Genomic DNA, 25,866 nt, shown 5'->3' with positions numbered 1-25,866 from the left:
CGCCAAAGCGGTTTCCAGATCTAAGGTTTAATTAATGATGCGGGTACCAACAGCTTGTTGATGCATCAGCTTTAAAAGATCGTCAGACTGCTGCCAACCGGCAACAGTGATGCTTCGTCGCAGTACCTTAGCCGTATCTAAGGCGGCATCTAACTTCACTTTCATACCGCCTTTAATTACACCTTGTTCAACCAGTTCAGCAGCTTGGCTGCTGGTTAATTCTGAGATTAATTGACCATTGCCATCTAAAATGCCTGGTACATCGGTCAATAAAACCAGCTGGCCTTGAATAAGCTGACAAATTGCCGCAGCAGCTAAATCAGCATTTACATTTAATAACTGGCCTTGTTCACCATGACCAATAGAGCTAAAAATAGGCGTAAAACCTTGACCAAGTAAGCAAGTTAATAGCTTGGCATCTTGTGGCTTTGCCACCCCTACTGCACCTAATTGCGGCGTTAATTCAAAGCGACAGCTATTGCCCGCCGCTAAGGTTAAGCCAACCGGTGCTAAACCTGCTAATGCAGCCCTTGCTACCATATGGGCGTTAACTGCACCCGATAAAGCGCCAGCAATCACTGGCATTTGTTCGGTTGGGGAAATACGCTGGCCATCCAATTTTTCAGTGTTAAAGCCAAATTTAGCGAGCCACTGATCAACTTGATCACCACCGCCATGCACCAAAACTAAAGAATATTGCTGTTTTAATATCGCGCAAACATTAAGTAAAGCATCAAGCGCCTTATCGTCTTGTAATAGCCTGCCGCCCATTTTTAACACTAAGGGTGTCTGTTTATTCGCCTCAGTTAGATTACTTATTGTCATAATGCAACTCCTGCAAATAACCCAGCCGTTTCTGGCTTGCCAAAACGAACATTAGCCGCTTGCATAGCCTGCGCTGCTGCACCTTTTAATAAATTATCGACAGTCGATACAACTACCAGATGATCGCCATCTTGCTGCCAATAAATATCGCAAAAAGGTGTACCGGCAATATCAGCCACATTGGGTGAGCTATCAACTAGTCTAACCAGGGGTTTATCTGCATAAGCTTGGACGAATGCTTGCTTAACTTGTTCGGCGCTAGTATTTGGCTTAAGCGTTACCACGCAGGTGGCTAAAATACCGCGTTTAAAGTTGCCCAAGTGAGGTGTAAAAATAACTTTTCGGCCTAAATTCTGCTCTATTTCAGGACGATGTCTGTGTTTAAAAAAGCCATAGGCATTTAAACCAACTTCACAAAAAGAGGTATTTAGCGCCGCTTTACGCCCGGCGCCCGAGACTCCACTAGTGGCATTAATAACTGGCAGACAAGAGTCTGCTAATAATCCTGCTTGCACTAACGGCATTAAGGCTAATGAACAGGCTGTTGGGTAACAACCAGGTACCGAAATCAGCCTAGGTAAGTCGGCAGTTTGCCACTCCATTAACGAGTAAACGGCCTCGGCTAATAATTCAGGATGCTGATGCTTATAACCATAATACTGAGGATACTGCTCAATGTTTTTTAAGCGAAAGGCACCAGAAAGGTCCACAACATCAATATTATTGTTTAATAAAATAGGGGTAATAGCTTCACTTGCCTCATGCGGCAAAGCTAAAAAGGCGACATCAACTTTATCGGCTAACTCAGTCGCTAAGTCATCATGCCAAGGCTGAATAATAATATCGAATTCATGCTTATAACGCGGATAGAGCTCTGTAAAAGATTGTGCGGCTCTGCCTGCTGAAGCAAAAGCAGCGCATAATTCAAAATAAGGGTTACGGGCTAAAATAACCGCTAGCTCTGCACCGCTATAACCTGCGGCACCCAGCACTATACTGCGTACTTTTGCACTTGATGACTTAGATAATGACATAGTATTGATCTCATACAGGAGGCTACATATAGGTATAGCACTAAACTGCGCCTAGTGTAGAATGTTCCGAGCACACGATCAAGAATTATTATTCACTTTTTATGAATTATTACCCAATCAAACTTTGTGAGACTTCAACTCGGTTTCGACCATTTTGTTTTGCTTTATATAATGCCGTATCACAACTAGAAAGTAGTTTGTTATAAGGTTGGTTTTGTCTATATTCAGCCACACCTAAACTAATAGTGACCTGTAAATTTTCTGCTATGTCCGAACAGTCAATTTGCATAATAGCTAGACGAATACGTTCGCATAAAGCCACAGCATCCGTTAATTTTGTTTGTGGTAGCAAAATAGCAAACTCTTCGCCGCCCCACCGGGCAACAGTATCTACTTCTCGACAATATTGGTTAATTTCGGCGGCCACCAGCACTAGCACTTGGTCACCAACACTATGGCTATATTGATCATTAACTAATTTAAAGTAATCAATATCTAGCAACACCATTGATAACGGCTGACCTGTACGTTTAGCTCTAGCACATTCTTGTGCCAAAGCCTCATCAAATGCTCGACGATTGGCTAAGTTTGTTAGGACATCAAGCCTTGCTTGGATTTCAAAGCTTTCTGCTTGATGCTTTAATTGTACGAGTAATTCGGAACGTTCTTTATCAACTTTTTGTAGATTATCTGCCTGTAACTGCAGTGCTAAAGTCTTTTCTTGAACTTGCGCTTTTAGTAGTGCTTCACGTTGTTTAAGGATAGCTAAGCGCCAGCGGATCAATAACACTATAAGCAAAGTCATAACCACTAAAATAAATAACCAAAATAATGGCCGCTGCCAATAATAAGGCTCAATCGTAAAGTTAATACTGGCTTCGGCATCACTCCACTTGCCTTGCGGATAAGAAGCACTGACTTTAAATTGATAGTCGCCAGGTGCTAAATTAGTATACTCAGCATTATTATTACTGTCGCGCTGTACCCAATCACTATCAAAGCCTACCAGTTTAGTGCGGTATAAAATACGTTGTGCCATAACATAACCTAAGCCGGCAAATTGCAGCTCTATACGGCTTGTACCAGCCTTAATTAATAGATTATCGCCTTGTTTAACAGCGGCACCATCTACCTTTATGCCCTCAATAACTACTGGTAATATATTGGTTGAAAAACGTGCTAGTAACTCAGGGTCAACCACACTGACACCTTTAGAAGTGGCTATCCATACGCGCCCTTCTGAGTCTAAGGCTGCTGTTGGCATAGAGCCGCCATTAGCCTGCGCACTTTGCATGCCATCACTTTCACCAAATAATTCATAAGGTAGTTTTGCTAGTCTATTGTCTAAAAATGCCATAACATTTTGCCGACTAACCCTTAATACCCCTCTATTACTGGTGAGCCAGAAATTATGTTTATTATCGATAACCAACTGAAATAACTTATCTACTGGCAAGCCAGCATTACGGCCAATAATTTTTGCTTTAGCTGCATTAAAATAATAAGCAATTAAGCCTCTATCAGTGGTTATCCATAAAATGTTAGCTAACTTGTCATAGCTAAAACCAAATACATATTCAGCACCATCTAAATGAGATAAATCTATCTGCTCAATGCTAGCATCCGGATTAATAATAGATAAGCCAGCACCAGTGCCGACAAAAATGCGCTGATCAGAATGCTGATATAAAGCTATAACAAAAGGTGCTGCTAAGCCATCGGCAGTGCCTATAGTTGCAATACCTGTTGCTGTGATATGGTTTAAACCCTGGGCAGTTCCCACCCATAAACTACCATCTTGCGCTTTTAAGATAGCTCTAACTTCATTAGCCGCTAGTCCGCTGCTACGACTATAACTGTCAATAACTTTGTTATTTTTCCAGCGCAACAAGCCATCAGTATAAGTACCAATCCATGTTGAGCCATCAGGATCTTCGGTTAAACTTAAGACTGATTGCGCACTGCTATGGCTAGTTAAGTCAAGATTTGTAAAGTTAGAGCCTTTAACTTTACTTATCCCTTGGCTACTTCCCACCCAGATAGAGCCATCGCTATGGCTTATAACACTACGAATATAATCACCAGCTAAACCTTTATCAGCGGTATAAGTAATAAAAGGAGCATCACGTAACCGAAATAACCCACCATTAGTACCAATCCAAACGCTCTGTTCACGATCTTGGTAAATAGACAAAATACGATTATTAGGTAGGCCTTGAGCTATACTTAACTGCTCTAATTTTTGATTGGTAAACTTATATAATCCTGTATCTGTTGTACCTATCCATATAACATCACCTGAAACTGATAAGGCAGAAACAGCGAGCTGCTGTAATGTAGAGTCTAAAAAAGCAACCTTACCATTCTCAATGGTAAATAACCCCTGCTCAGTCCCCACTAGCATGCGATTTCGTTGTTGTTTAATGACAAAGACAGGTAGCGATATAAGTTCTGGAAAAACATTAAATTTAATCTGTTTAGATTCAATATTTAATAAAGCTAAACCACGGCCAGTACCAACCCAAAGCTGTTGCTTAGCATCTAGCATTAAACTATGGACAACATTGCTGGGTAAACCATGTTCTGTAGTAAACTGCTGACGTTCGCCATTAGGTAGCTGCCGAAATAAACCTTTGCCTTCACTGGCCAGCCATAATGTACCCGTTTTATCTTCAACAGCTGTATTAATTAATACACCAAAAGGCTGCCAGCTTTGCCAGGCACCTTTATTTATACGGGCAACGCCTCCCCTAGCGGCCGTAACCAAGATACCTTTATTTAAAGTTTTGCTTAAAGAGCGAATACCAGAATCAGGTAAACCGGTTTCTTCACCACGACCAAAAAGTTCAAATTTACGACCATTAAAGCGGGCTAAACCTTCCCAAGTTGCAATCCATATATAACCATCATCGCTTTGCGTAATACTATTAATAGTATTGTGAGGTAAGCCATCCCGAGTGGTCCAAGTTTCTTGGAAATAATCTTCAAGTAAAGTATTAGATGGTTGTAGCGCCGCACTAAAGCTGCTTATAGTCAGTAAAGATAAAACAATAAAAAATTTGCATAAAGTTGCAGATAAATAGTTGAATTTAAAGCTTAGCAGGTTCACATTTCATCCTTGAATCAATAACAGCCAGCTGATGCTATTTCTCAGATTAACGTAAAACCATCCCTGCGCCAAGTTATGTTATGTTGAAACAGCTATATCAATAGAGTAATAGTCTTGAATGCTAACTTAGCGTCAACTTATGAAAATAAACAACTTAAACCATTGAAACTAATAGTTAACATAAAACACCTTTTACAGTTACATTTTATAAAAGCGTAGTGTGTAAAATTGCCTTGTTTAAAATAGTATCATGTAACTTATTGAGTTCTTCATTCGCTAAGGGCTCAGCTAACAGCCAAATAATTTTTTCGTCATTTTCAGTACGGTGCTGAACCCTATTGGGCTCTAGTATTCTATCTGCATCGCATTGGCCACTAGTATGTTCTGCTTTTAGCCAAGCAATAGCAAAATAAAGTTGTGGATCTAAAGTCGCTTTTAGCATTTTCTTTGCTAAATATTCCAGTAACAGCGTTATTGCCGCTAAAGGCACTAACCATCGTTGTTGCTCCTTAGTTTGATCAAATAGACTTAATGGCACCTGTATCTGCTGCGCCACCGTATCGATGCACAAAGGATCATTTATAGGCACACTGACTAGTTGGGCCTGGGGTATAGTGGTCAGAAAATCTTGGCTTTTAGCATTCAACACAACCGCACTACCACGTTTTTGGCTATTAAAACTACTTTTCACTAGTAAACTAGCCTTACCTTGCTGTAGTGGGTATAAGGTTCGGGGATGTAATACTGGGTTACCTAATTGCGCTAATAAACAAGCCTGTTGCCAATTAACCGCAACGTAAGGCTGGGCATGAGTAAAATATCTTGGATCTGCACTATATATAGCGGGTACATCGGTCCAAATGCTAATGCTGTTAGCTTTAATTAAACTACCGACTAAAGTAGCACTATAGTCACTACCATTACGACCAAGGGTGATAGTGTTATTAGCCATGTCTTTGGCAATATACCCTGTGACGATATGAATAGTATCAGGTTGGATATGTGCTATTAATTTTTGTTGGCTGTAGACAAATTCGAATTGATAATTATTGAAATATAAAAAGTCTCGCGCATCTAACTTAACTGCAGCAACACCTTTTGACAGTAATAATTCACTTAACACTAACGCAGATATATTTTCACCTATCGCCAGCACATCGTTAGGCTTCCCTAGCCTTAATAACAAAGGAATATCTTGCAACCAAGCTTTAATTTTTAGATTACAATTGGCGGCAATTTTAGCGGGTAAACAGCCAATAATTAGTCGAGTTAATTTTTGCTGTAATGCAAGTATAGCGATGAGTCGGTCAGCGTCGTTTGGTTGTTCAATAATAGCGAGCAAGTCATCTGTACAATCTCCAGGGGCCGATACCACTACCCATATAGGTTGATTGCTGTCTTGCTGTAAAATGAGTTCTAACACGGCATGAAAGCGAGATGCGTTTGCTAAACTGCTACCGCCAAACTTATGCACCTGTGCAACAACATTTCGATTTTCGCTATTTTCTTCCCGCTTAATTGTATTCAACATGTTTCATTACCATTATGCATTTTACGCTTTAATTTATATCAACTTAGTGATGCTCACTTTAACCCGAGCTTGCTAACTTTAATCTATTAGTGCTTCTCAATTAATATCGGCTTAATACAGAGCCAATTTTGAATCAATAGCACTATTATAGAGTTCTGGTTATATTGTTTATTTGGGCAAATTATAAACCAGCACAAATAGACGGCTAGACGGCTTATTTTACGCAGCTAAATTTATAGTTCAAGCTATTTTACTAGCTAAAAATATTATTTATGCTGCATTATTTGACTCGCTGACATAACACGATAGAATTTCGCCACTTGCTAAGGCAATAAACTGATAATAACTAACACAAGGTACCATTATGGCTAAGTGGAATGGTGAATATATCCACCCTTACGCGGAACACGGAAAGAAATCTGAACTTGTTAAAAAGATAACTGTATCAATTCCGCTTAATGTATTAAAAGTATTAACTGATGAGCGCACTCGTCGCCAAGTCAATAATTTACGACATGCCACTAATAGTGAATTATTATGCGAAGCTTTTTTACACGCGTTCACAGGGCAGCCACTGCCAGCTGATGATGATTTACGAAAAGATAACCCGCATCAAATACCACAAGAAGTTCGTGAAATACTCACCAGTCAGGGTAAAGATATTCCAATTATTATTGACGCAGATCCAGATGAAGAATAAACAGTACTTTTTAAGTACAATTAATCTATTTAAGCAGTAAAACAATGATATTAGCCTGCTGGCAACAGCAGGCTAATATCAATTTAGTTAATCCATATAGCCTTCAGGTAAAGGCAAGCGTGCCACACCAGAGTCAATGGCCGCTTGTGCAACCGCTTTAGCTACTCGAGATAATAAACGAGGATCCATTGGTTTTGGAATAATATAGGTTTTACCATATTCCAACTTATCCACGTTTGATGCTTTTAAAATCGCACCTGGCACAGGCTCTTTCGCAATTTGTCTAATTGCTTCAACAGCCGCAATTTTCATTTCAGCATTAATTTCACTAGCACGCACATCTAAGGCACCGCGGAAAATAAATGGGAAACATAAAACATTATTAACTTGATTAGGATAATCAGAGCGCCCAGTTGCCATAATAATATCGTCACGAGTAGCATGAGCTAACTCCGGCTCAATTTCAGGATCAGGGTTAGAGCAAGCAAAAATAACCGGATTATCGGCCATTAGCTTTAATGCTTCAGCTGAAAGTACATTAGGGCCTGATACCCCAACAAACACATCCGCACCCGTTATAGCATCTTCTAAAGTACGCTTATCAGTATTATTGGCAAATAAGGTTTTATATTTATTTAAATCTTCACGCCTAGTGTGAATAACACCCTTAGTGTCTAGCATATAAATATATTCACGTTTAGCGCCACATTTAATCAATAACTCCATACAAGCTATAGCCGCAGCACCCGCTCCCATACAAACAATAGTGGCTTTAGCGATATCTTTACCTTGGATCTCTAGCGCATTTAATAAGCCGGCTGCAGTAACGATAGCTGTGCCGTGTTGGTCATCATGAAAAACGGGAATTTTACAGCGCTTAATTAATTCTTTTTCAATCTCAAAGCATTCTGGTGCTTTTATATCTTCTAAATTAATTCCGCCAAAAGTATCAGCAATATTAGCAACGGTATTAATAAACTCTTCCGTGGTGCGGTGAGTAACTTCAATATCAATTGAATCTATATTGGCAAAACGTTTAAATAATAACGACTTACCTTCCATTACTGGCTTAGAAGCCATAGGGCCTAAATTTCCTAACCCCAAGATGGCGGTACCGTTTGTAATAACAGCAACTAAATTACCTTTAGCTGTGTATTTATAGACATTATCGACATCATCGGCAATTTCTCTAACTGGGGCAGCAACACCTGGACTATAGGCAAGAGCGAGATCGGTCACTGTTTCAGCTGGCTTGGTAATCTGGATGCCTATTTTGCCTGGCGTAGGTTCGGCATGATAACGTAATGCTTGTTCTGTGAAATCTGACATCTTTTTATCCTGCTAGTTGAAGTGAGCTAATGTAAAGGCGATTATTATTATTAGCCATGTACATTATGCAAAAGTGACATAGTGTAATAAGGGCAAAAACAGATTAGAACTAGATTCTCTCTGATCGTACCAGCAAACAGGCTTTATAATGACAATACTACTTTAGCCGTAAAACAATACAGTTATAGCAAGCTTTACTTTAAATATATATTTTTAGCCCTTATAACTCACAATTAAATTGTACTGTACAAATTACAGTCATAAAAAAAGCACCCTTAGGTGCTTTTTTTATGACTGTTGGATACCAATTAACGGTTACCCAATACAGAGAAACGTTTTTTGAAGCGATCTACGCGGCCACCAATATCCAACACTTTTTGCTTACCAGTGTAAAACGGGTGACATGCTGAACATACGTCTAAGTGAATGTCTTTGCATAGTGCTGATTTTGTTTTGAAGCTATTACCGCAAGTACAAGTTGCCGTAATTTCTTTATATTCTGGATGAATACCTGATTTCATTGGGGTTACCTCGTTAGGCCGCATCGCTATCCGGTCAAATCAGTTGCCAGACACCATACGTAATTTCAGTTAATTTAGGGCGCGTAGCTTAATGCATCACCAATAAAGTTGCAATATCTAGTAGAGATTAAATACGATTTTTTGTTTTACTTGGCATTTATTCGCTCTGTCCTTACACTTGTTAGCTCTGTATTAATGTGAGCTCTGTTGTGATTATCATTCGAGTCGCCCTGCCAGTACCACTAAGACAGCATTTTGACTACCTAGCTGCCAAGCATTTAGCACCGGCTGTTGGCTGTCGAGTGCTAGTGCCTTTTGGCTCACGCCAGCTAGTAGGAATTGTCTGGCAAGTGGCACCTGACAGCAGTTTTGCGATTGACAAACTTAAAACCGTTATTACTGTTATTGATCATAAACCTGTATTACCAAGCTTACTGCGTGAATTACTCAGTTTTGCCGCTAAATACTATCACTACCCCTTAGGCGAAGTGCTTATTAGCGCCTTACCCGCCTTATTGCGCGAGGGGCGAAATTTAGCTGATTATCAACCCTTAGCCTATCGTTTAACTAGCACAGGTAAAGCGTTAGACAGTACTAGTTTACGCCGAGCACGGCAACAGCACGCTCTGTGGCAAACATTACAACAGTCTGATTTAACCGAATCTATGCTATTGCAACAATTTAGCCGGGCTATTTTAAATCAATTAATCAAAAAAGAGCTTGTGACAGCCTACCCTGTGCCAGCTGCCCCCTTTGAGCCACCACTACAACTCACTAAGGGCTTACAACTGACAGCTAACCAAGCGCTGGCTGTTACTGCCATTAATCAAGCTCAAGGTCGCTTTGCACGTTTTTTAATTGAAGGCGTGACCGGCTCGGGTAAAACCGAAGTTTACTTACAATGTATCGCTGAGCTATTAGTCAAACAGCAACAAGTTTTAGTTATAGTGCCAGAGATAGGTTTAACCCCACAAACCTTAGCTCGCTTTCAAGCTCGGTTTGATTTACCTATTTTATGCTGGCACTCAGCACTAACCGATAGTGAACGCTTACATTGCTGGCAGCAAGCAGGCTCTGGAGCCGCCGCTATTATTATAGGTACCCGCTCGGCATTATTTCTGCCTTTTATGCGGCTGGGGCTTATTATTATTGATGAAGAGCATGACCAGTCTTTAAAACAGCAAGATGGCTTTAATTATCATGCCAGAGATCTAGCCATTAAACGCGCGGCCCTAGAGCATTGCCCTATAGTGCTTGGTTCTGCCACACCAAGCTTAGAAAGTTTGTATAATGTAGCCAGCCAACGTTTTATCCACTTAGACCTGCCAGATAGAGCAACAGGCTACCAGCTTCCTAAATTCACATTAGTCGATTTAAAGCAACAAACACTACAATTTGGTTTAGCCGATCTTAGCTTAGCGAATATTCGCCAACAATTAAGTTTAGGCCAGCAAGTAATGCTATTTCTTAATCGCCGTGGCTTTGCACCCGCATTAAGCTGCCAAGAGTGTGGCTGGTTAACTGAATGTCACCGCTGTAGTGCTTTTACTACTTATCATAAACAAAGCCGACAACTTATTTGTCACCATTGTGGTGCTAGTAAAGCAATCCCTCGGCAATGTGGTGGCTGTGGCAGCACCCAGTTAGTTCCTTTAGGCCAAGGTACCGAGCAATTAGAGCAAAACCTACAAACCTTATTTCCTGATACCGCAATTACCCGACTCGACCGCGATAGTACTCGGCGTAAAGGCGCACTAAACAGCGCTCTAGATGATATTAACAGCCCTGGCGCTAGGCTAATTGTTGGCACTCAAATGTTAGCCAAAGGCCATCACTTCCCTAATGTGAGTTTAGTGGTTATTGTTGATGTAGACGGCGCTTTATATAGCAGTGATTTTAGGGCGCCAGAACAACTTGCTCAATTATTAACCCAAGTTGCCGGTCGTGCCGGCAGAGGCGGTAGCCAAGGCAAAGTTTTACTGCAAACCCAGTACCCTGAACACAGCTTATTGCAAGATATTATCCAAAATGGCTATGCCGCTTTTGCTCGCAGCGCTTTATTAGAGCGGCAACATACCCAGTTACCACCTTATCAATTTTTAGCCCTATTCAGGGCTGAAGCTCATGACTCTCAACATTGCCAGCAATGGCTAACTCAGGTTGGCGACTTAATCCATAACATGCCAAACTTACAATTGCTCGGCCCTATTCCTTCCCCCTTAGAGCGACGTGCCGGTAAATACCGCTGGCAGCTACAGTTATATAGTGTCAGTCGCAGCGTATTACATAACGCTTTAGAAACATTATTGGCGCAATTAGTTAGCTGGCCATTAACCCGAAAAGTTAAATGGCAACTTGATGTAGACCCAATAGATCTTAGCTAACTAAAGTTGCCAGTTGCCCAGTGTCTTTTATAGCTGAAGCTTGTAGAATGTACGTATAAATTAAGAGGTAATGTAATAATTCATGGCACATAAAGATTACGTAAAGACCAATCGCGCTAAACCTAAAACTAATAAACGCAAGCCTACAACAAAGCGTGGTAAGGCTAAACAGCCAACTACACCTTTGCCATGGCTAGCTATAATATTGGCCACTATAATTGTTGCTGGGTTTGGCTATTTTTTATGGTATTTAAACCAACAGCCTACGGTTGAAGTTGTGCCAGAACCAGCCAAACAAGTTGCTGTTACACCCAAGCTAGACCCCTTACCGGCAAAGCCAACATCTGAGCCTTATCAATATATTAAAGAATTAGAAAATAAAGAAGTGAAAGTTGAAGTCACTGAACAAGCCGCAGCAGGGCCTTATCAAATGCAGTGTGGCTCATTTCGCAGTCAAAATCAGGCTGAAGAAATGAAAGCCAAAATTGCTTTTTCTGGTTTTACCGCTGAAGTTCGCCGCTCCGAGGGCACTAATGGTGTCTGGTATAGAGTTGTATTAGGGCCTTATGAATCAAAGCGTCAAGCCACTGCCGATCGCAACCGTTTACGCCAACAAAATATTAATACCTGCCAGATTTGGAACTGGTCTTGAAAATAGTCGATAGCAGCCTCATTTAGACTCTACGCTAATTATGCACAGGGTTTAACATACTATGACCACTATTGTTTCAGTTCGCCGCGATGGCCAAGTTGCTATCGGCGGCGATGGCCAAGTTTCACTTGGTAACACCGTAATGAAAGGCAACGCTCGTAAAGTTCGCCGTCTTTATAATGACAAAGTCATTGCTGGCTTCGCTGGCGGCACGGCAGACGCTTTTACTTTATTTGAGCGTTTTGAAGCCAAACTAGAAGTTCATCAAGGTAATTTAATGCGAGCAGCAGTAGAGCTTGCTAAAGACTGGCGTACTGATCGTATGCTGCGCAAACTAGAGGCTTTATTGGCTGTAGCTGATGCCAATACCTCATTAATCATCACCGGTAATGGTGATGTTATCCAACCTGAAAACGACTTAATCGCTATTGGTAGTGGCGGTCCTTTTGCGCAATCCGCAGCTACAGCCTTATTACAAAATACCGAATTAAGTGCCCGTGAAATCGTTGAAAAAAGCCTCACTATCGCTGGTGATATTTGTGTTTATACCAACCAACACCAGACTATTGAAGAATTATAAGTAGGTATATTATGTCTGATATGACGCCAAGAGAAATTGTTCATGAATTAGATCGACACATTATTGGCCAAACTAATGCCAAACGTGCTGTCGCTATTGCCTTACGTAACCGCTGGCGCCGGATGCAACTTGCCCCAGAGTTACGGCAAGAAATCACGCCTAAAAACATCTTAATGATAGGCCCAACTGGGGTAGGTAAAACTGAGATAGCTCGTCGTTTAGCTAAATTAGCTAATGCGCCTTTTATTAAAGTCGAAGCGACTAAATTTACCGAAGTAGGTTACGTAGGTAAAGAAGTTGAAAGCATTATTCGTGATTTAGCCGATAGTGCAGTAAAAATGTTTCGTGAACAAGCTATTGCCAAAAACCGTTATCGCGCAGAAGAAGCGGCTGAAGAGCGGATCTTAGATATTTTATTACCAGCAGCGAAATCAGACTGGCAAGACTCAACAAGCAGTGATAGTAGCAAAACAGATAGTCATACTAGACAGATTTTCCGCAAAAAACTGCGTGAAGGCCAGCTGGATGATAAAGATATCGAGCTAGAATTAATGCAAGCTAACATGGGTGTGGAAATTATGGCACCTCCTGGGATGGAAGAAATGACCTCCCAGTTACAAAGCATGTTCCAAAGCTTAGGTAACGACAAAAAAAAGAAGCGTAAACTGAAAATTAAAGATGCTTTAAAGCAATTAATTGATGAAGAAGCTGCCCGCTTAATTAACCCTGAAGAATTAAAAGCTGAAGCTTTAGAAGCCGTTGAGCAAAATGGTATAGTATTTTTAGACGAGATTGACAAAATATGTAAACGTGGTGAAAGTAGTGGTCCAGATGTTTCGCGTGAAGGCGTGCAACGTGACTTATTACCGCTAATTGAAGGTTGTACCGTTAATACGAAACATGGCATGGTAAAAACTGATCATATCCTGTTTATTGCCTCTGGCGCTTTTCAAATGAGTAAGCCGTCAGATTTAGTGCCAGAACTGCAAGGCCGCTTACCTATTCGAGTTGAATTAGAAGCGCTAAGTGCTAACGATTTTGAACGTATTTTAACAGAACCTAAAGCTTCACTAACCGAGCAAAGCATAGCTATGCTGGCTACTGAAGGCGTAAAGCTACACTTTACGGCAGAAGGTATTAAAAGTTTAGCTGCTGCAGCTTGGCAAGTAAATGAAACCACTGAGAATATCGGTGCTAGACGTTTATATACAGTTATGGAGCGTTTATTAGATGAGATCTCCTATGACGCTGCCGATCATACAGGTGAACAGATAAATATTGACGCTGCCTATGTTGAAAAACATTTAGGCGCACTAGTTAAAGATGATGATTTAAGTCGGTATATTCTGTAATTATGAATCAATCAGAAATCCAAGTTACAAGGCTACATTATCATAAGCAAAGTCGTGTGCTGGATATTCAATTTTCTGATCAAAGCCAAACTAGCCTGACGGCTGAATTTTTGCGGGTGTTCTCACCCTCTGCAGAAGTTCGCCGTCATGGCAACCCTGTCTTAGTTACCAACAAAAAGCAGGTCAACATTAAACAGCTTAGCGCTGTAGGCCAATATGCGGTCAAACTGGTTTTTGATGATGGCCATAACACTGGTATTTATAGCTGGCAATATTTGCATCAATTAGCAACTAACCAAACAGTACTTTGGCAAGATTATCTGCAACAACTTAGTGCAGCTAATGCTAACCGTGAAGCTAGTATTGCTATTAAATTTAAACCGTTTTAGGTCGCCGATTTAAATTGAATACTATTAAACGCCATAGCTTCAGCTTCTGGTAACGGTTTAGCATAATAATAGCCTTGAATTGAATCACAGCCCATATTACGCAGTAACTCTAACTGGGTTGCTGTTTCTACCCCCTCGGCTAATACTCGTTTACCCAAACCATGAGCCAATTTGACCATAGTCCTAACAATTATTACATCCGAGTCATTGTTAGCCATCTCAGCAATAAAACTACGATCAATTTTAATTTTATCTATTGGCATTTGCCGTAAATAAGCCAAAGATGAATATCCTGTACCAAAATCATCAATCGATACTCTAATTCCCATTTGTTGTAATTCCATCACATGGTTAGAGCCTATTTCCATATCATGCATAGCTGTATTTTCTGTAATCTCAAGTTCTAGCATTTGTGGTGATACATTATATTGCAGTAAAAATTGCTGAATTTTGGCTTTTAATCCATCTTTTTGGAAATGTAGCGGCGACATATTAACCGCTAAAGGAATAAATATATTTTGTTGATGCCAGTTTTGTAACGTCTTAATCGCTTGGTGCAATATCCAAACATCAAGTTGCCGACTTAACCCTAATTGCTCAACAAAAGGTAAAAAATCACCCGGCATGAGCAAGCCTTTAGTCGGATGCTGCCACCTAATTAGTACTTCAAAACCATCTAGTTTGTCTTGGTGCAAACATAGTTGTGGCTGAAAATACAACACAAACTGCGACTCTTCCATTGCCGTAAAAATATCATTTTCCCAGCTAATTAACCGGCTTGTTTCATCTTCCATCCCGGGTTGATAAACTAACCAAGAGTTTTGGATCCGTTTCGCTTGATGAAAAGCAATATTGGCTTTTTGCAATAATGTATCAGCAGAAGCAGCATGTTCCGGGTAACAAGACAAACCAATACTACAGCTTAACTGTAATATTCCGGTATCAAGCACAAAGTTTTTTTCTACTAATTGAGTAATATGCTCTAAAGTAAACTGCAGTTGTTTATCATTATTAATATCGGTAATAACTAAAGCAAAAATATCACCACCGGTGCGGGCAATTAATATTGGTTTAATAATGCTTTGCCTAAAGCGCTCCACTAATAAACTTAATATTTTATCGCCTTGCTTAATGCCTACCGATTCATTAACAGTTTTAAATTTATCTAAACCCAACATTAATAAATAAACAGGTTTATCTTGCTGTAATTGTAACTGTTCGCCTAGTTGTAATAATAAAGCTTCGCGGTTAAGTGCGCCTGTTAGCTGATCATGATTATCTAAGTAATGGGTTTTCTTAGTTAATTGCATATTGGTATGACGCTCATGCTCTTGCAGCCATATAAGTAAAGCCAAGCCCATACCACAGAGTAAAAACAATTCTATACTTTTGATTAATAGCAGAAACTGAAAGGAATGGTGACGGTCTTGGGACGTTATCATCCACACTGCATAAACAATATACAAGGTGCCCCAAATTAACATAACAATAACTGATAATCTTTGGCCAAGTGATTTTTGTAATTGCTGCCAAATACTGGCTGCAGCAACGGCCAAAAAAACACCCATAATAAAAATACGCAGTTCAAACTGAAAGTAAGTTTGCCAAGTTGCTAGAGCAGGTAAAAATAGAAACGGTAATATAGTAATAACACCAGCTAATACCGTTGTATAAAGAATAGCTTGGCTAGTTAAGATTTTACTAACTTTAGCCAACTCTGGCCTAGTTTGGGCCATGCCTCGCCATAAAAAGATGGTAAAGCTATAACTGCTGGCCACCACCACAATATCAATAATATTTTCAATAATAGGCTTAGCAAAGTAATCAGACGCTAAAATTAAGCTGGTTTGGTATACAGAAAATGCGCTAAAAGCAAAAAACCAAGATTTAATATAACTTTGTTGATAAATACGGCTAAAGTGCCATAGCAAATAACTAAGAAGCAGAGCAATTGCAACTTGAGTAGAATAGACGGCAAATAGAGCAAAAATTTCAGCTGTCACTATAATTACCCTAAAGTATATTTATAAATACAATAACAAACTACCGCTTCTAGTTACAACAAATAGAAATCTATTTATTATATTTTTTACTTTTAATAGTAGTTTGAGCCTTAGGTTACAAAGAGTATACTAGTGTCCAGCAACGATAATACTGGAGTTTGCAATGGAATATAATACCTCTGAGCTATGTGATCTTTATGCCGATTTAATTGATGTTGTAGAGCCTATTTTTGCCAATTATGGTGGGCGTCGTTCATTTGGTGGCCAAATTACTATTATTAAATGTTTTGAAGATAATGGTTTAGTTCGTCAAGCTTTATCTGAGCCAGGCGTAGGTAAAGTATTATTGATCGATGCTGGCGGTTCAACTAGACGCGCTATTATTGATGCCGAATTAGCAGCAATGGCAGCAGAAAATAACTGGGAAGGCATTGTTTGTTATGGCAGCGTGCGGGATCTAGATCTATTAGAAGACTTCGATATTGGTATTCAAGCGGTTAATGCCATTCCGGTTGGTGCTGATGATCTAGGCTTTGGTGAGGTTGAAGTACCAGTCAATTTTGCCGGCGTGACCTTTTTGCCAGGCGATCACCTCTATGCAGATAATACTGGCATTATTATGTCACCAGACGCCTTAGATATTGAATAATAAATTAATATTGAATGATGAATTTAGTTCAAGAGTTATGTCATGCTTAAACTTTTTGCACCAGAACAACTTAGTGCACTATGCCAAACTAGAGCCGGCGAGCAACGCTTAGGTCAGCAGATTTTACTACCCAATAGCAGCAGCCCTTTAGCCGAGCAATTACAAGAAAGCAAACAACAAGGCTGTCGTTATGTCTTAGTGGGCATTAGTGAAGATATAGGCCCCAGAGCTAACTTAGGTGCAGCAGGCGCCAGCGCTGGCTGGACGGCTTTCTTAGCTAAGTTTCTTAACCTACAAAGCAACGACTTTATTAATGCTAAGCAAATTCTGCTGCTTGGTGATATTGACTGTAGCGATTTACAAGCCCAAGCGAGTGAACTTAAGCCTAATGTTACAGCACAACTTGAACAGTTACGTCAATTAGTCGAGATTATCGACCAAAGAGTCGAGCAAGTCGTGGCAGAAATTTTTGCCGCAGAACTTTACCCTATCGTTATTGGCGGCGGCCATAATAATAGTTATCCAATAATCAGTGCGCTGGCCAAGGTCAGTCAACAGCCGGTTAATTGCGCTAATCTTGATCCACATTCTGATTTTCGCGCTTTAGAAGGCCGACACAGTGGCAATGGCTTTAGCTATGCTTGGCAGCAACAAAAATTACAGCACTATTTTGTTTTAGGCTTGCATGAATTAAAAAATTCAGCGGCCAATTTAGCCTTAATGGCGCAAGCGGGTGCTGAGTTTATTAGTTATCAACAAATTTTTGTTCGCCAACAATACAGCTATAATCAAGCGCTGAGCCACTGCATTGATTCTATTGTTCAGGGCAATAATGCTATTGGTATTGAAGTAGACACCGACAGCATAAGCTCAATGCCCGTTAGTGCCTTTACTAATTGTGGTGTTAGCGTATCTGCAGCCGAGCAGTTTGTGTTTCAACTGGCTAAATTGCCGCGCAGTCAATATTTACATTTAGCCGAAGCAGCGCCTAGCCAACATCCGGCAGGCTTAGCTGCGGGCATGAATGAAGCGGGCCAAGTATTAGCGGCTTTAACCTTTGCATTTATTCAAGGCAAACAACAGCAGCCGCCGATAGTCTAACTTGGCTTAGTCTAATTTGGCTTAGCTTTGCTTAGTTTAACCTAGCATAGTTTAACCTAGCTTAGCCGCTTGATGTTTAAACTACCCTGCCTAGCTAGTAGATAAATTCTAGCTAGGCGAGTCTTTGGCTAAATTAACTATTTACTTCTTTACCGGCTATAAATAGCTGGCTTAAATTACTTACACCATATTGATAGCACAACTCTGCTGGCTGGGTAATATCATAGCAAGCAAAGTCAGCTCGCATACCGGTAGCTAATATACCGCGATCTTTATAGCCTAAAGCGGTTGCCGCATGACGGGTGACACCTAACAAGGCTTCTTCTGGCGTTAAGCGGAATAAAGTACAGCCCATATTTAACATTAACGGTAGTGAGCATAAAGGCGAGGTGCCCGGATTTAAATCTGTCGCTAAAGCCATAGCGACACCGTTCTGACGTAATAACTCAATCGGCGGCTGCTGAGTTTCTCGTAAAAAGTAATAAGCACCTGGCAATAACACCGCAACCGTGCCGGCTTTAGCCATAGCTTGCACGCCTGCTTGATCTAAAAACTCAATATGATCTGCCGATAAGCCAGCAAACTCAGCCACTAAGGCACTGCCGCCTAAATTCGATAATTGCTCAGCATGGGCTTTTACCGGTAAGCCTAAAGCTGTTGCGGCGGCAAAAACTTTACGAGTCTGCTCTATGCTAAAACCAATGTTTTCACAAAATACATCCACCGCATCAACTAAATTTTGCTGCTGCAAAATCGGCAGCATGGCACAAACAGCATCAATATAACCATCTGCGTCATTGGCATACTCAGTAGGTAAAGCATGAGCGCCAAGAAAAGTTTTACTAATGCTAATAGGGTGCTGTTGATCTAATAAGGCGGCGACTTTAAGTATTTTTTCTTCGTTGGCTAAATCTAGGCCATAGCCAGACTTTATTTCTACTGTAGTGACCCCTTGGCTTAATAAGGTATTTAAACGTTGCTGTGCCAACTTAAACAATTGCTGCTCTGAAGCTTGTCGCGTAGCGGCAACAGTTGACTTAATTCCCCCACCCGCTGCGGCTATATCTTGATAATTAGCTCCCTTTAAGCGCATTTCAAACTCGTTAGCCCGACTACCGGCATAAACTAAATGGGTATGACAATCAATAAAACCGGGTAAAATCCACTGCCCTGCGATGTCATAAACAGCTGTGGTCTTACGTTCAAACTCGGGCAAGTTCGTTTGCGGCCCAACATAAGCAATAACGCCATCTTTAATGGCTAAAGCCGCATTATTAATAGTGCCATAAGCATTTTCTGTCTCTTGCATAGTGGCAATATTGGCATTTAGCCATACAGCATCAAACTGTTGCATATTCACTCCTGTTACATTGAAACGGCTGCCAATAACTTGAAAGCTCATCACAATCTGCCATCAAGTTGTCAGCTTTATCATGTTATTTTAAACTAAATTACCGCGAACCACTTGTATATACAACCAAGATACTATATTTTTTGCCTTAGTCTTAATCATCTTTAGGTATTGGAACTTCAATGGCCGTTGCTAAATATGCTGAAATAAAAGAATACATGCTAGGTCAAATCGAAATTGGCGCTTGGCCTGAACATAGCCGTGTGCCATCAGAAAATGATTTAGCCGGCCAATTTAGCGTTAGCCGCATGACAGCAAGACGTGCCTTACAAGAGCTAACTGAGCAAGGCATTTTATATCGTACTCAAGGTGTGGGCAGTTTTGTTGCTGCTTTAAAATCGCAATCTTCTTTGTTAGAAATACGCAATATCGCAGACGAAATAAACGCCCGCGGCCATAGTTATCAAGCCAAATTAGTACAACTAACGGAATTACCCTGCCCTGCGGTTATTGCTGAAGCTTTAGGCTTAAAGCGCAATCAACCAGTGTATTTCTCCTTGATAGTGCATATTGAAAATCAACTGCCATTGCAACTTGAAGCGCGTTATGTCAGCCCCTTATTAGTGCCAGACTATGTGCAGCAAGATTTTAACAGTCAAACACCGCACCAGTATTTAAGCTTTATTGCCCCTTTAACCGAAGCTGAGCATACGGTTGAAGCCATCTGGCCAGATCACTTTACTTGCCAGCAATTACAACTGAAAAAAGCTGAACCCTGTTTACGTTTAACTCGGCGCACCTTTAGCCGAGAAGGCGCTGTGAGTTTAGCTTATTTAACTTCACCAGGTAGCCGCTATCGTTTAGGCGGTCACCTTAATTTTTCACTCCCGACCAGTAGAGAGAATATCTAATGACTGATCCACGTATTGATAATAGCCGTGTTATCCGTGCCGACCGTGGCACGAGTATCAGCACGAAAAGTTGGCAGACCGAAGCTGCTAAACGGATGTTAATGAATAACCTAGATCCCGAAGTGGCAGAGCACCCGCAATCTTTAGTGGTTTATGGTGGCATTGGCCGCGCAGCGCGCGACTGGGCATGCTTTGATAAAATTGTTGAAGTACTAGACCGTTTAGAAGATAACCAAACTTTATTAGTACAAAGTGGTAAGCCTGTTGGTGTTTTCCCTACTCACCCAGATGCACCTAGAGTATTAATTGCTAACTCTAACCTAGTGCCAGCTTGGGCCAACTGGGAACATTTTAATGAGTTAGATAAAAAAGGCCTAATGATGTACGGCCAAATGACGGCAGGCTCTTGGATCTATATTGGTACCCAAGGCATAGTACAAGGCACCTATGAAACCTTTGTTGCTATTGCTAAACAGCACTTCAACGGTGATCCTAGCAATAAATGGATCCTAACCGGTGGCTTAGGTGGCATGGGTGGCGCTCAACCGTTAGCCGCAACCATGGCGGGCTTCCATATGTTAGCTTGTGACGTCGATGAAAGCCGGATCGATTTTCGTTTAAAAACCGGTTATGTCGATAAAAAAGCCCAGAGCCTAGATGAAGCCTTAGCCATGCTTGAACAAGCTAAAGCAGATGGCAAACCTATTTCTATCGGTTTATTAGCCAATGCCGCTGATGTATTTGCTGAATTAGTAGCACGTAACATTACACCAGATGTGGTTACCGACCAAACCTCGGCCCATGATCCGCTTAATGGCTACTTGCCACAAGGTTGGACTATGCAACAGGCGCAAGAGCAACGTAAAGTCGCACCAGATGAAGTCGTTACAGCTGCTAAAAACTCCATGGCGGTGCAAGTAAAAGCCATTTTAACTATGCAAACGCGCGGTGCTGTGGCAACAGACTATGGCAATAATATTCGCCAAATGGCCCAAGATATGGGCGTAGAAAATGCCTTTGACTTCCCAGGTTTTGTTCCTGCTTATATTCGTCCTTTATTCTGCCAAGGCATAGGGCCTTTCCGTTGGGTGGCGTTATCGGGTGATCCTGAGGACATCTATAAAACGGATGCCAAGGTGAAAGAATTGATCCCTGATGATCCGCATTTACATAACTGGCTTGATATGGCGCGCGAGCGGATCCAATTCCAAGGCTTACCAGCGCGTATCTGCTGGATTGGCTTAAAAGATCGGGCCCGTATCGCTAAAGCCTTTAACGACATGGTGAAAAGTGGTGAATTATCTGCCCCTATTGTCATCGGTCGAGACCACTTAGACTCAGGCTCTGTTGCCAGCCCAAATAGAGAAACAGAAGCCATGTTAGATGGTTCAGATGCCGTATCTGACTGGCCATTATTAAATGCCTTATTAAATACCGCAGGCGGCGCGACTTGGGTGTCGTTGCATCACGGTGGTGGTGTTGGTATGGGTTACAGCCAACATAGCGGCGTAGTTATTGTTGCCGACGGTACTGATGCAGCTGAAGCCCGCTTAGGCCGCGTATTATGGAATGACCCAGGTACAGGAGTTATGCGCCATGCTGATGCCGGCTACGACATTGCCAAAGACTGCGCTAAACAACAAAATTTAGACCTACCAATGATTAATGGTTAAAGGTAACGGAGACATAGAATGAGCTTTTCATTAAATTTAGTACCAGGCAAGCTTAGCTTGGCCCAGTTACGCCAAGTACAACAACAAGCCGTGCAATTAAGCTTAGATCCTTCAGCTATTGCAGGTATTGAAAAATCAGCCGCCTGCGTTGCCACTGTGCTTAAAGAAAACCGCGTGGTTTATGGTATTAATACCGGCTTTGGTTTATTAGCCAACACCCGAATTAAAACCGAAGAATTAGAGCTATTACAACGCTCAATCGTATTATCTCATGCGGCAGGCTATGGCGACTTAATGGACGATAGCACGGTGCGTCTAATGCTAGTGTTAAAAATAAATTCATTAGCCCGCGGCTTTTCAGGCATTCGCCTAGAGGTTATAGAAGCCTTAATTAAACTGGTTAACGCCGAAGTCTACCCTTGTATTCCGAAAAAAGGTTCAGTGGGCGCTTCAGGCGACTTAGCCCCTTTAGCCCATTTAGTTTTACCTTTAATTGGTGAAGGCGAAGTTAGCTATAAAGGGCAAATTTATGATGCCCGTGAAGGCTTAAAATTTGCTGATTTAGAGCCGGTAACTCTAGCCGCCAAAGAAGGTTTAGCCTTATTAAATGGTACTCAAGCCTCAACTGCGTTTGCGTTAGAAGGCTTATTTAGAGCGGAAGATTTATTTGCCGCTGGATCTGTTATTGGCGCCATGAGCGTAGAAGCAGCTATGGGCAGTCGCTCGCCATTTGATGATCGTATTCATCAGGCCCGTGGCCAACAAGGTCAAATTGATTCTGCTGCTGTTTATCGCCACCTATTACAAGACAGCTCAGAAATTGGTTTGTCGCACGCGAACTGTGAAAAAGTACAAGACCCTTACAGCTTACGCTGTCAGCCACAAGTTATGGGCGCTTGCTTAACTCAAATTCGCCATGCTGCATCAGTATTAGAAGTTGAAGCCAATGGCGTAACCGATAACCCGCTGGTATTTGCGGACGATAATGACATTATCTCAGGCGGTAACTTCCACGCTGAGCCAGTTGCTATGGCGGCTGATAACTTAGCTTTAGTGATTGCTGAAATAGGTGCCTTATCAGAGCGTCGTATGGCGTTATTGATAGATGCGACCTTAAGTAAATTACCACCATTTTTAGTGCCTAATGGCGGTGTTAATAGTGGCTTTATGATAGCCCAAGTCACAGCTGCAGCCTTAGCTTCAGAAAATAAGTCGCTAGCGCATCCAGCTTCTGTTGATAGCTTACCCACTTCGGCTAACCAAGAAGATCATGTTTCTATGGCCACCTTCGCAGCTCGCAGGCTAGCGGATATGGCTGAAAACACCTTAGGTGTATTAGCCGTTGAATACTTAGCTGCTGCTCAAGGCTTAGACTTTAGAGCACCTTTAAAAACAACACCTTTATTAGAGCAAGCTAAGCAAATTTTGCGTGAAAAGGTGAGTTTTTATCAGCAAGATCGCTATTTTGCACCAGACATAGATAGCAGTGCAGAAGTACTGCGCCAACAACAATTAAATAGCTTATTGCCTGCTAAGGTATTATGCAGCTTTTAAGTTATTTACAGCCTAAAACGGTAGCGAAATAAGCTAGCTATCGTTTTAGGTAGTTTTCAAACTCCACCTATTTTCCATCTAAGTATTTGTATCCTCAAGCACAAAGCTCTATTATCTTTAAGTAAGTTTATTTTGGAGCGTGTAAATGCCTAATCTGACAGTTGCCCATAAAGTAATTATCGGTTTTAGCTTTATTTCCTTATTGCTGCTGCTATCAAGCGGATTTGCTTTAGTTAGCTTTTCACATATAGATGACTCTAACCAACAAGTTACTCAAATTGCCGTTCCTATTCAGCAATACAGCAACAGCAGCCAAATTCAATTATTAAAACTTGCCAAGCAATCTGCCTTAGGTTACACCGCCGATGGCGCTACTGAGATTAGCCAATATCAACAGTTGTTTAACAACGCAGAATTAGCTCTAAATAAACAATTAACGGCACTAAGTAGCTTAACAACAGACGAAAAGCAGTTTGTTAATATTCTAAAAAACTTTCAACTCCATTATAAAGACTATAATACGGCCGCTTTAGCTATGTTTAAGGCTAGACATGCAGCTATTGATTTTCAGCAGCGGACAAACAGCGAATACTCAGAGCTACAACAGCTAATAGATAAGGCTGGCGCTAATTTACTTGATATTTCATATATAGAACTTAAAGATGAGCAACTGGCAGAGTTAATTTCCGGCAGTGCCAATATAATAGATGGCCAACTGATTGGTTTAATGAACACCTTAAGAGAAGTCACAACTGATACAGACCCGAAAAAAGCTGAAAGTAATGAGCGTAATATCAACTTTTCTTTAAGCGATATGCAAGTTAATATCGACTATTTAGCCAACTTATTAATAAAACAAGATACTGCTGGTGTATGGCCAGAGTTTATAAAGCAAATCAAAGAGATACGGCAGAGGTTACAAAATAAAAATAACTTAGCCACTATGAAAGCTCAGCAATTAATCCAGCAGAGCCTTGCTCGGCAGCAATTTGCTATTTCAGAACAAAAAGTAGAACTTGCCATTAATGCCTTAGACTCGTTACTTAGCGCTGCCGATAGCCAACTTAGTCACTTACAACAACAAATGACCAGTACTGTCAGCTCTGGCACTAATCTAACATCAGGTTTAACGCTAATATTAATTATTTTAGCTATTATCACTGCCTATTTCACCATCAATGTTATGCTTAAACCCCTTGCTGGTATCAACAAAATATTAGGTGAAATAGCCAAAGGTGATCTGACACGGCTACTAAATGTAACCCAAAAAGATGAGTTTGGCGCTTTAGCATCAAAAGTAAACAGTCTAGCCCAAGCTTTAAGCGGCTTAATTGTGACTATTCAACATAATGCTTTTGAACTAGATCAGTTCACCAATTTATCTCGCTCTGAAGTTGATGAGATTAATCAATCACTACAGCAGCAACAACAACAAATTGCCTTAGTCAGTGATATTACTTTACAGTTAGCCCAAAGTACCCGTGAGATAGCTAGCAGATCTACAGAGGCCTCAGCAGCTATGCAACTTGCCCAGCAACAAAGTACAGCTATTGATGGTATTTCTAGCGAAAACAATACTTTAATTAATAGTTTAGCGCTACAGTTGACCAATACTAGCGGCGTGATGAACAGTGTAAATGAAGAAGCCAATAATATAGGTAGCATTTTAGCGACTATTAGAGAGATTGCCGAGCAAACTAATTTATTGGCACTAAATGCCGCTATTGAAGCGGCTAGAGCTGGCGAACAAGGCCGTGGCTTTGCCGTAGTAGCCGATGAAGTGCGCTCATTAGCCAGTAGAACCCAGCTTGCCACTACTGAGATCCGTTCTATGATTGAAACCTTGCAACAACAAAGTAAACAAGCGGTATCTGCCATAATGCAAGGTAAACAAGATGCCGATAAATGCGTAGAGCAAATGACAACTTTAGTTACTTCTTTAACTGAAGTTAATCAAGCCATAAAACAAACAAGGCATCTTAGCAATCAAGTGGCCACTGCAACAGAAACTCAACTCAAATTAGGCCAAGCTATTGATGATAATATGCAGCAAATGGTCATGATTGCCGAAGATAGTAGCCAAAAAGCGCAACGCAGTTTAACGCATAGTGATGATATGGCGAAGTTAGCCACGCAATTAAAACAAGACACTAGTGCCTTTAAAATCCATTAACTAATGCCCCAACAAGGCTGATATTAGTCGCAGCCTGTCAGCCAT

General features: G+C 41.0%; 20 protein-coding genes. 12 read left to right on the top strand and 8 right to left on the bottom strand.

Annotation, left to right across the window (positions count from 1 at the left end; genetic code table 11):
• Window positions 1–27 precede the first annotated feature (27 nt).
• The 4 genes from argB to RDV63_RS05790 all read right to left on the bottom strand — a co-directional run bounded on the left by argB (window position 28) and on the right by RDV63_RS05790 (window position 6,499).
• The gene (gene argB, locus RDV63_RS05805; protein WP_313908564.1) at window positions 28–825 is read right to left on the bottom strand and encodes an acetylglutamate kinase; all 798 of its coding nucleotides are present in this window, start codon (window positions 823–825) and stop codon (window positions 28–30) included.
• Entirely contained in the window at window positions 822–1,859 is a 1,038-nt protein-coding gene (argC, locus tag RDV63_RS05800) for an N-acetyl-gamma-glutamyl-phosphate reductase (RefSeq protein WP_313908563.1), read from the bottom strand. Before argC ends, argB begins: the two co-directional genes overlap by 4 nt.
• Before the next feature lie 109 nt (window positions 1,860–1,968).
• Window positions 1,969–4,968: a diguanylate cyclase gene (locus tag RDV63_RS05795; protein WP_313908562.1), complete on the bottom strand. Its 3,000-nt coding sequence runs from the start codon at window positions 4,966–4,968 to the stop codon at window positions 1,969–1,971.
• Window positions 4,969–5,173: 205 nt separating this feature from the next.
• Window positions 5,174–6,499: a hypothetical protein gene (locus RDV63_RS05790; protein ID WP_313908561.1), complete on the bottom strand. Its 1,326-nt coding sequence runs from the start codon at window positions 6,497–6,499 to the stop codon at window positions 5,174–5,176.
• Between the two features lie 364 nt (window positions 6,500–6,863).
• Here RDV63_RS05790 and metJ point away from each other — a divergent pair, with 364 nt between their 5' ends.
• Window positions 6,864–7,199 carry a met regulon transcriptional regulator MetJ gene (metJ, locus tag RDV63_RS05785; protein WP_313908560.1) on the top strand — a complete coding sequence of 112 codons (336 nt, stop codon included), beginning with the start codon at window positions 6,864–6,866 and terminating at the stop codon, window positions 7,197–7,199.
• 87 nt (window positions 7,200–7,286) lie between these two features.
• On the opposite strand, the gene RDV63_RS05780 is transcribed toward metJ, so the two are convergent.
• Together RDV63_RS05780 and rpmE are read right to left on the bottom strand one after the other, a co-directional pair.
• Complete coding sequence (locus RDV63_RS05780; protein ID WP_313908559.1) at window positions 7,287–8,528, bottom strand: malic enzyme-like NAD(P)-binding protein; 1,242 nt, start codon at window positions 8,526–8,528, stop codon at window positions 7,287–7,289.
• Window positions 8,529–8,836: 308 nt separating this feature from the next.
• On the bottom strand, window positions 8,837–9,049 hold the full coding sequence (rpmE, locus tag RDV63_RS05775; RefSeq protein ID WP_313908558.1) for a 50S ribosomal protein L31: 213 nt from the start codon (window positions 9,047–9,049) through the stop codon (window positions 8,837–8,839).
• A 209-nt stretch (window positions 9,050–9,258) separates the two neighbouring features.
• On the opposite strand from rpmE, the gene priA reads away from it, so the two are divergent.
• The 5 genes from priA (at window position 9,259) to RDV63_RS05750 (ending at window position 14,406) form a co-directional block, all read left to right on the top strand.
• Window positions 9,259–11,433: a primosomal protein N' gene (gene priA / locus RDV63_RS05770; protein WP_313908557.1), complete on the top strand. Its 2,175-nt coding sequence runs from the start codon at window positions 9,259–9,261 to the stop codon at window positions 11,431–11,433.
• Between the two features lie 82 nt (window positions 11,434–11,515).
• On the top strand, window positions 11,516–12,085 hold the full coding sequence (locus RDV63_RS05765; RefSeq protein WP_313908556.1) for an SPOR domain-containing protein: 570 nt from the start codon (window positions 11,516–11,518) through the stop codon (window positions 12,083–12,085).
• Between the two features lie 61 nt (window positions 12,086–12,146).
• Window positions 12,147–12,665 carry an ATP-dependent protease subunit HslV gene (hslV, locus tag RDV63_RS05760; RefSeq protein WP_313908555.1) on the top strand — a complete coding sequence of 173 codons (519 nt, stop codon included), beginning with the start codon at window positions 12,147–12,149 and terminating at the stop codon, window positions 12,663–12,665.
• 11 nt (window positions 12,666–12,676) lie between these two features.
• Window positions 12,677–14,017: an HslU--HslV peptidase ATPase subunit gene (hslU, locus tag RDV63_RS05755; protein WP_313908554.1), complete on the top strand. Its 1,341-nt coding sequence runs from the start codon at window positions 12,677–12,679 to the stop codon at window positions 14,015–14,017.
• A 2-nt stretch (window positions 14,018–14,019) separates the two neighbouring features.
• The gene (locus tag RDV63_RS05750) at window positions 14,020–14,406 is read left to right on the top strand and encodes a DUF971 domain-containing protein (protein WP_313908553.1); all 387 of its coding nucleotides are present in this window, start codon (window positions 14,020–14,022) and stop codon (window positions 14,404–14,406) included.
• Here the strand turns inward: RDV63_RS05750 and RDV63_RS05745 are convergent.
• Window positions 14,403–16,409 carry a bifunctional diguanylate cyclase/phosphodiesterase gene (locus RDV63_RS05745; RefSeq protein WP_313908552.1) on the bottom strand — a complete coding sequence of 669 codons (2,007 nt, stop codon included), beginning with the start codon at window positions 16,407–16,409 and terminating at the stop codon, window positions 14,403–14,405. The two genes, RDV63_RS05750 and RDV63_RS05745, sit on opposite strands and share 4 nt — an antisense overlap.
• Before the next feature lie 163 nt (window positions 16,410–16,572).
• Here RDV63_RS05745 and rraA point away from each other — a divergent pair, with 163 nt between their 5' ends.
• Both rraA and RDV63_RS05735 read left to right on the top strand, forming a co-directional pair.
• Window positions 16,573–17,058, top strand: coding sequence for a ribonuclease E activity regulator RraA (rraA, locus tag RDV63_RS05740; RefSeq protein WP_313908551.1), 486 nt, complete (start codon window positions 16,573–16,575; stop codon window positions 17,056–17,058).
• Between the two features lie 42 nt (window positions 17,059–17,100).
• Window positions 17,101–18,159, top strand: coding sequence for a formimidoylglutamase (locus tag RDV63_RS05735; protein WP_313908550.1), 1,059 nt, complete (start codon window positions 17,101–17,103; stop codon window positions 18,157–18,159).
• A 133-nt stretch (window positions 18,160–18,292) separates the two neighbouring features.
• Here the strand turns inward: RDV63_RS05735 and hutI are convergent, their stop codons facing one another.
• Window positions 18,293–19,561, bottom strand: coding sequence for an imidazolonepropionase (hutI, locus tag RDV63_RS05730; RefSeq protein WP_313908549.1), 1,269 nt, complete (start codon window positions 19,559–19,561; stop codon window positions 18,293–18,295).
• 131 nt (window positions 19,562–19,692) lie between these two features.
• On the opposite strand from hutI, the gene hutC reads away from it, so the two are divergent.
• From hutC to RDV63_RS05710, 4 genes are all read left to right on the top strand, one after another.
• Window positions 19,693–20,421 (top strand): histidine utilization repressor, encoded by a 729-nt coding sequence (hutC, locus tag RDV63_RS05725; RefSeq protein WP_313908548.1) that lies wholly within the window; start codon window positions 19,693–19,695, stop codon window positions 20,419–20,421.
• Window positions 20,421–22,094: a urocanate hydratase gene (gene hutU, locus RDV63_RS05720; RefSeq protein ID WP_313908547.1), complete on the top strand. Its 1,674-nt coding sequence runs from the start codon at window positions 20,421–20,423 to the stop codon at window positions 22,092–22,094. The genes hutC and hutU overlap by 1 nt, the downstream gene beginning before the upstream one ends.
• An 18-nt stretch (window positions 22,095–22,112) precedes the next feature.
• Window positions 22,113–23,648, top strand: a complete 1,536-nt coding sequence (gene hutH, locus RDV63_RS05715; protein WP_313908546.1) for a histidine ammonia-lyase — start codon at window positions 22,113–22,115, stop codon at window positions 23,646–23,648.
• A 145-nt stretch (window positions 23,649–23,793) separates the two neighbouring features.
• Window positions 23,794–25,821 (top strand): methyl-accepting chemotaxis protein, encoded by a 2,028-nt coding sequence (locus RDV63_RS05710; RefSeq protein ID WP_313908545.1) that lies wholly within the window; start codon window positions 23,794–23,796, stop codon window positions 25,819–25,821.
• Window positions 25,822–25,866: the final 45 nt, after the last annotated feature.

The organism is Rheinheimera sp. MMS21-TC3 (assembly GCF_032229285.1).
In the GTDB taxonomy this organism is placed as follows: Bacteria; Pseudomonadota; Gammaproteobacteria; order Enterobacterales; family Alteromonadaceae; genus Alishewanella.
Note: the sequence above shows the minus strand (reverse complement) of the source record. Positions and strands in the feature narration are given on the sequence as shown.